Consider the following 7,692-nt stretch of genomic DNA (forward strand, 5'->3'; position numbering starts at 1 on the left):
GCTTCGTTGTTGCCGGCTGCGTCGACGGCCTGTGGCAGATCAATGATCACCGGCCCATCCGCTGCCAGCAGGATGTTGTATTCCGACAGGTCGCCGTGAATTACGCCCGCGCAGAGCATGCGGACAACCTGGTTCAGCAGCAGCGCGTGCAGTTCGAGGGCGCGGGCTTCGGTCAGATCGACGTCGTTGAGCCGTGGTGCGACGTCACCCATCTCGTCGATCACCAGATCCATCAGCAACACGCCATCGGTACAAATATAGGGTTGCGGCACACGCACACCTGCGTTGGCGAGCCGGAAAAGCGCGTCTACTTCAGCGTTCTGCCATGACGCTTCCTGCATCTGACGGCCGTAGCGCGTACCTTTTTCCATCGCCCGCGCCTGCCGGCTGTTCTTGACCTTGCGACCGTCCCGATACGACGCGGCTTGCCGAAAACTGCGCTGCTTCGCGTCCTTGTAGACCTTAGCGCAACGCGTCGATTCGCCGCTGCGCACCACGTAGACTGTTGCCTCCTTGCCGCTCATCAACTGGCTGATGACTTCGTCGATAAGTCCTTCTTCGAGAAGCGGTGCAAGTCGTTTGGGTATTTTCATACGATCGTCGTCCACAGTTCGTGGAACGTGCATTCCAAGCGCGTGGATGGTGAATGGCCCGCTGAGGTATGCGCGACCAACAGACCGATGAATCGAGCAGCCGGAACTGGCGGCCGTATGCTTGCTGCGTGGGAGATGGATGGAGTCATGCCGGATTATAAGGGTGGCCGAGGACGAGCCGACGCAAAACTCCCGACGACTGCGTAGATGCATTGCGCCGCAGTTCCAGACCGCTCGCTGCTTGGCACGACGGGCAGCACCCGACCCATTGCTGCCGGTCGAGCCGTTTGGGTTGCAAGACAGGCATCAGAGTCGAGCGGTCGCTCGGTGCGTTCACTCACGGACAAGTGATCGGCCATTGCGGTCATCCGCCACACACTGCTCACCACCTTCGACGAATGACTAGTTCTGCGCGAATCATATGTCCGGGGTCAACTGCGCACTTAGCCTCTTCCTTATTTAGTGCAGTTAAGAAGTCATCGGACGAGTCGGCTGGCCGCTTCCTGCCGGAAGCGAATATCACCGGTCGACGCAATCAGACGCTCGGCGCCTGCAATTCAAACGGTCGTTGTTCAGCGGGCGCGGTCCGTCACAATCGGCATCTGGAGGACCATGGCCTATCGCTTCATCGATGAAGACAAGTGCCCGCAATCGATATACATTGAGGTTAAGCGGGTGACCGGTTCGGCCGGCAAGAGCCGAAACAACTTCCGAGAACGGTGCGTTCAGAAGTCGGTCGCCGGCGCGATCATATGCGTAGCCGCACAAACTCTTCCATTTCAGCCTTTTCACAGGCCGCGTGTTTGATTACTCGTCGGCAGAATTGGCGGCGGACTGAGACAGACCAGGTTAGCGCCGCGCGTTCCAGCCCCTGTGAAGGGTCGCTCCGATGGTGAAGATGGCCGCCGTTGTCCCCGAGGAGCAGCATTTCATCCTCTTGAACTTGCCGCCCGGCCGGGCGCAGACACGGCTTGCCCTTGCCGTCGTGCTCGCCTTTCTGGTCGCCGGTTTCATCACGATTGGGCCGCTCTCGACTCTGCGGCCGCGACGGATCGACGTCATCACACCTTATGCCACGGCGATGATCGTGATCGACTCGATCACCGCGGTTCTGCTGTTCGCCCAGTTCACCATCCTGCGTTCGCGCGCCATCCTCGTGATCGCGAGTGGATATCTCTTCACAGCGCTCATGCTATTCCCGTGGACGCTGACCTTTCCGGGCATTCTCACGCCGGGTGGCCTGCTGGGCGCCGGGCTGCAGAGCGCAAACTGGCTTTATATTCTGTGGCATGCGGGTTTTGCCACGTCCGTCATCGCTTATGCCCTGTTGAAGGATGCCGATCCAACGAAGCGGTTGTGGCCGGGTTCCGTAGGTACGCCCATCCTTTCGAGTGTTGCGCTGACGGTGGCCGTCGTGTGTGCTGCGACTTTTTTTGTCACGGCGGGAAATGCACTACTGCCACGCATGATGCTTGATACGGTCCGTTTTTCTACGCTCTGGCTTTATGCCGCCGGGGCCATGGCACTGTTGAGCGTCCTTGCGGTCGTTGCGCTCTGGATCCGGCGGCGTTCGGTGCTTGATCTGTGGCTGATGGTGGTGATGTGCGCGTACGTTACAGAGTTCGTCCTCATTTCGTACCCGGTTCCGGCCCGCTTCAGCGTCGGCTTTTATGCTGGCAAGGTCTGCGGGGTCCTGTCTGGCAGCCTCGTCTTGTTTGTTCTGCTGTACGAGATAACGCGGCTTTACGCGCTGATGCACCGCGAGAGCGAGCGGCGCTACCGCGAGTTACAAAGGGAGCTGGCGCACGCAAACCGCGTCGCCACCATGGGACAGCTCACGGCCTCGATCGCCCATGAGGTCAACCAGCCGATCGCCACGACAGTCACCAACGCCCACGCTGCGCTGCGGTGGCTGGATGCCCAGCCTCCTGACGTGGAAGAGGCACGGCAGGCGCTCCACCGTATCGTCAACGACGGCAATCGAGCGGGGGATGTGATCGGCCGGATCCGGGAATTGATCAAGAAGGCGCCCCGAAGGAAGGACAAGGTGGACATCAACGCGGCGATTCGCGAGGTACTTGAGCTCATCCGTGGCGAAGCAATAAAGAACGGCGCCTCGGTGCAAATGCAACTCGCGGACGGTTTGCCATTCATCGAAGGAGACCGTGTTGAACTACAACAAGTCATCCTCAACGTGCTCATCAACGCGATCGAGGCAATGAGCGGCGTCAGCGATGGCGTGCGGGAACTGGCAGTCAGCACCGGGAAAACCGACTCTGGCTGCCTCCTCGTGGCGGTGCGCGATTCCGGGCCGGGGTTTGCCCCGCAATCCGCCGAGCATGTTTTCGCCCCCTTTTACACAACGAAGCCCACCGGTTTGGGAATGGGGCTATCGATCTGCCGTTCAATCATCGAAGCACATGGCGGCCGATTGTGGGCGACTGCGAACCTGCCCCGCGGCGCAGTCGTTCAGTTCACCGTGCCGGTTCACTCAGCTAGTCCATTCTGATCTGGCCCCGCTCAGTGCCACCGCTGAGGTCAAAGCGCATATATAGGTGACTCGGGCATGAAAAAGCCACCAAGGCGAACCAATGGTGGCGTTTTGTGGGGCTAATACTCGTGTCTACTGCCGGTGCCGCAGACGGCTGAACCGCTCAGGGCTCGAGCCGCCCTGAGCCGCATCGATCAGTCGCCGTCGGCTCCGCTTGCGTTGGCGGCAGCAGGTGAGCCGTAAATCTTCACCTTCGAGCGCGCGCGCAGCGCCGCCGTATAGGCCGCCATTTCCTGCTGCGCTGCGATTTGCGCAAGCTGCTGCTGAGCACCAGCAATCCGGGCCGGATCGGCTGGCGCGCCGGGCAACACCGCGTTCACGCGGTAGAGGCCATAGCCGGCATCGCCAAGATCAACGCCGACATACGCGGGCAGCTTGCTCGGATCGACCTTGAAAATCGCGCTCAACGCGGCTGTCGGCACGCCTTGCGCATCGTTGCGCGAGACTTTGATTTCCGATCCGAAACCCGCCGTGGACTTCGATTTCTGCAAATCGGTCAACTTGGCCGCTGCGTCCTTGCGCATCAGCTCAGCGGCCTGCTCGGCCACATACCGCTTTTGCACGGCATCTTTCACCGAAGCGAGTGCCGGCGTCGCGGCCTGCTTATAGTCGGTCACATGGGCGGAAACGAGCGTGCTATTGCCAACATCGACCGCCTGCGTGTTGTTGCGATCCTTGACGGCATCGTTCGCAAATACGGCGGCGAGGAACTTGGGATTGTTCAACGGGCTATCGGGCGGCAGCGCGGGATTCGGCTTATCCGTCACCGTGGCCGTCTGGATCGTCAGCTTGTACTTGTCCGCCGCTGGTTGAAGACTTTTCGACTGTTCGTACACGGTCGATGAGAAACCGTCGGAACCGTCGCTAAATAGCTTGGCGCCTTGCTGCGTCTTCAGGTCCTGCTCGATCTGGTCCTTTACATCGGCGAACGGCTTAACAGCCGAAGGCTTCACGTCCGTCAACATGATGACGTGGTAACCGAAGGAGGAGCGCACGATGTCGCTGACCGCGTTCTTGCTTTTCAACGCGAAAGCGGCCGCATCGAACGCCTTGTCGCCCGTGATCACGCCGCCGGTCGACCAGCCGAGATCGCCGCCCTTGGAGGCCGAGCCCGGATCTTGCGACTCCTTCTGCGCAATGTCGGCAAACTGCGCGGGATGCGCCTGGACTTCCGACAACACGGACTGCGCCTTCGCTTTGGCCTTGGCATCGTCAGCCGCGCTCGCCGTGGCGGGCGCCGTAATCAGGATCTGGCTGACGCGGATTTCACGCGGCGTCGTGTAGTGCGCGACGTTGTCGTCATAGTATTTCTTTGCGTCAGCGTCCGACGGCTTGAAGGACGAGGCAAGCGCCGCGGGCGAGAACACGACATACTGAATCGTCGCCGTCTGCGGCGTCGCAAAATCGGCCCGATGCGCGTCATAGTAGGCGCCGAGTTGTGCGTCGGTCGGCTGCACTTTTGACGCGTAATCGCCCGCTTGCAGCACCAGGGGCTGCACCGCACGCTGCTGCTCGACCAGATTGGCGAGCTCCTCGGTCAGACGCTTTGACGCAAAGGCGCTCGACTGGATATTTTCGGGAATCTGTTCGACCGCGAGACTGTAACGCATGCGTTCGTCATATTGCTCCGGCGTCATACCCTGCATCGCGAGCAGATCCTTGTAGCGATCGACGTCGATCGAGCCATCCGGCTTGCGCAGCGACGAGATGACAGGGTCGGCCAAGAGCGCGCGTCGCACCGCATCGTCGGATGCCGTCAGGTACTGACGCTGCGACTCGTCGGCAAGCGTCCTCTGCTGGATGAGGTTGTCCAGCAGCTGTTGCCGGCGCTCGGGCGTGTCGATCAGCTTCGCGTCGAAGCGCGCGCCCAGGATCTGGCGGGCCTGGTCCAGTTGCTGGCGCATGGCATCGTCAAACTCGGCTCGCGCAATCTTGCGCCCGTTGACGCTCGCCACGTTGGCGCTATCGTCGAAGAAACCGCGGAAGCCCTGGATACCGACGAAGCCCAGCCCCGGCACAATCAGGAGGACGAGCATGAACATCATCAGGCGCTTGTGGTTGCGAAAGAAATCGAGCATGCGTGAGCGGTTACGTTGGACGAAAACGCCCAATAGTACAACAGCGGCCGAATCTAACGTTAGCAGCAGGTTGCCAGCCGGCACAGGTGATCTGCACAATAAGGCTTGAGCCCGGCAGAAGAAACAGCCCCGACCTGACGGACAGGCAATTGCGCCCTAGGGCCGGCGAGCTGCCTCGCGGAGACGCTCATGATGTACAACTGGCTCGAGGCGCAACGTGCGCTGATGCGCTCGATGGACGCAAGCGTCGCGTCGATCGCACGGGTGTGGGGGATGCCGGCGGCGTACGCCGAACTCATCACGCCGCCTGGCTGCGAATGGCTGCGGCGTCTGCTCCAAACTACCCCCGAACTCCCGCCGTTCGGTATCGAATCCATTTCGATCGACGGGCGTCCGGTGCGCGTCGAGGAAAGCATCGCCGATCGTACGGCGTTTTGCACCCTGCGCCGCTTCGCGCGCGAAGGCCGCAACGACGGCATCGGTGCCCCCATCCTCCTTTGCCCCCCGCTCGCCGGGCATCATGCGGTGATGCTGCGTGAAACCGTCGAAACGCTGCTCCAGGATGCCGACGTGTATGTCAACGACTGGGCCAACGCACGCGACGTACCGCTTGCCGAGGGCCCGTTCGGGCTCGACGACTACGTGATGACGATCGAGCGCTTCATGCGCCAGCTCTGCGGCGAACGGTTGCACGTGCTCGCCGTCTGCCAGGGGACGGTACCGACGGTCGCCGCAGCCGCGCTCATCGCGACGAATGGGGGGCCGACACCGACCTCCATCACCCTGATGGGAGGGCCCGTCGACACCCGGCTCAGCCCCACGACGGTCAACCAGCTGGCGACGGCGCACAGCATCGATTGGTTTCGGAATATGGTGATCGACACGGTGCCCGCTCACTACCGCGGTGCGGGGCGCCGTATCTATCCCGGCTATATTCAGCACGCGGCCATCGTTGCCGCACACCCCGATCGGCAGTGGGCGCTGGAATCGCGCTACTGGACGAGCCTCTTGGCAGGCGACGACGCCAATGTCACGGCAAGCCAGCGCTTGCTCAGCGAGTACGCGTCCGTTCTCGACATGACAGAGGAGTACTTTCTCGAGACCCTGCGCGTCATCTTCAAGGAACAGCAACTCGCGCACGGGACGTGGGAAGTCGGCGGCCAACGCGTGAAAGGGGACGCGCTCGCCTCGACGGCGCTTTGCACCGTGGAGGGAGACTGCGACGACATCACGGGCGCCGGTCAGACTCACGCCGCGCACACCGTATGCCGGGCGGTGCCCGACCGCCTGCGCGTACAGCTTACGGTCCCCGATTGCGGTCACTACGACCTGTTCACGGGCCCGCGCTGGCGCGAAGTCGTACATCCCGCGCTCGTTGCGTTTTGGCACGACGCGCGTAAACAAAGCAAAGCGTCACCCAGCTAAAGCGCGCACCGCCTGAGCATCGAGCCAGGCGCACCTGCGTCGGGGCATGATGCGTCCCCTCCCACGTTCGATCGGTCACGGCTCGAGGACGTAGGTTCCAGGCGCGTCGGGCAGCGCCGGATCGAGCGTGCGTGCCGGAACGACACCTCCCGAATGCCCCTGCAGCCAATCGGTCCAACACGGCCACCACGAGCCTTCCACCGATTCCGTGTGAGCGAAGAATTCTTCGTCGCTCCGGTACGGCATGCCGGCACCGCGCGTCGCGACGTGGTAATGCCGATGCGGGTGCCCGGGCTCGGACACGATGCCGGCATTGTGCCCCCCCGAAGTCAGGACGAACGTCAGCGGATGATGCGTCAACAGGTGAAGCTTGTAGACCGAGCGCCATGGCGATACGTGATCGCGTTCGGTGGCTACCATGAACGTCGGCGTTTCGATGTCCGACAGCGCTATCGGCCTCGAGCCGACGCGGTACCGGCCCTCGGCCAGATCGTTGTGCAAAAAGAGCTTTTTCAGGTATTCGCTGTGCATGCGATAAGGCATGCGCGTCGTGTCGGCGTTCCAGGACATGAGGTCGTTCGGCTTCGAGCGACGTCCAAGCAGGTACTCGCTCATCATGCGAGACCATATGAGATCCCGCGCGTTGAGCAGTTGAAACGCAGCCGCCATCTGCGCACCGTCGAGATAGCCCTGCTCCCACATCAGCGCATCCAGCGCGGCAAGCTCGCTCGCATCGATGAAAATGCCGAGCTCGCCCGGCTCGGTGAAGTCCGTGAGCGCGGCAAGCAGCGTCACCGTCCGTAACGGTCGCCCATGCTCGCTGCTGTGCGCGCGCTGCCCTGCCCTCGCATGACGCTCCAACGCGGCCGCAGCGATCGAGAGCAACGTTCCGCCCAGGCAGTAACCCACCGCGTGCACGCGCTCGCCCTCGCAACGCTCACGCACCACGTCGAGCGCGGCAAGAAGACCTTCCCTCAGGTAGTCGTCGAGACTCACGTCACGGAAGCGCTCGTCCGGATTGCGCCACGAAATCATGAACACCGTA

The 7,692-nt window shown here is 62.1% G+C and carries 5 protein-coding genes; 2 read left to right on the top strand and 3 right to left on the bottom strand.

Annotation, left to right across the window (positions count from 1 at the left end):
• Positions 1-593, bottom strand: a 593-nt coding sequence (locus VL598_RS11400) for a PA4780 family RIO1-like protein kinase (RefSeq protein ID WP_325326826.1), incomplete at its 3' end; no start/stop codon positions are given.
• Between the two features lie 898 nt (positions 594-1,491).
• Between VL598_RS11400 and VL598_RS11405 the strand changes: the two genes are divergently transcribed.
• Entirely contained in the window at positions 1,492-3,102 is a 1,611-nt protein-coding gene (locus VL598_RS11405) for an MASE4 domain-containing protein (protein ID WP_325326827.1), read from the top strand.
• A 176-nt stretch (positions 3,103-3,278) separates the two neighbouring features.
• Here VL598_RS11405 and VL598_RS11410 read toward each other — a convergent pair whose 3' ends face one another.
• Positions 3,279-5,222, bottom strand: coding sequence for a SurA N-terminal domain-containing protein (locus tag VL598_RS11410; RefSeq protein WP_325326828.1), 1,944 nt, complete (start codon positions 5,220-5,222; stop codon positions 3,279-3,281).
• A 189-nt stretch (positions 5,223-5,411) separates the two neighbouring features.
• On the opposite strand from VL598_RS11410, the gene phaZ reads away from it, so the two are divergent.
• Positions 5,412-6,647 (top strand): polyhydroxyalkanoate depolymerase, encoded by a 1,236-nt coding sequence (phaZ, locus tag VL598_RS11415; protein WP_325326829.1) that lies wholly within the window; start codon positions 5,412-5,414, stop codon positions 6,645-6,647.
• A gap of 75 nt (positions 6,648-6,722) precedes the next feature.
• On the opposite strand, the gene VL598_RS11420 is transcribed toward phaZ, so the two are convergent.
• On the bottom strand, positions 6,723-7,692 hold a 970-nt coding region (locus tag VL598_RS11420; RefSeq protein WP_325326830.1), incomplete at its 5' end, for a PHA/PHB synthase family protein.

This window comes from Trinickia sp. (assembly GCF_035492435.1).
GTDB lineage: Bacteria > Pseudomonadota > Gammaproteobacteria > Burkholderiales > Burkholderiaceae > Trinickia.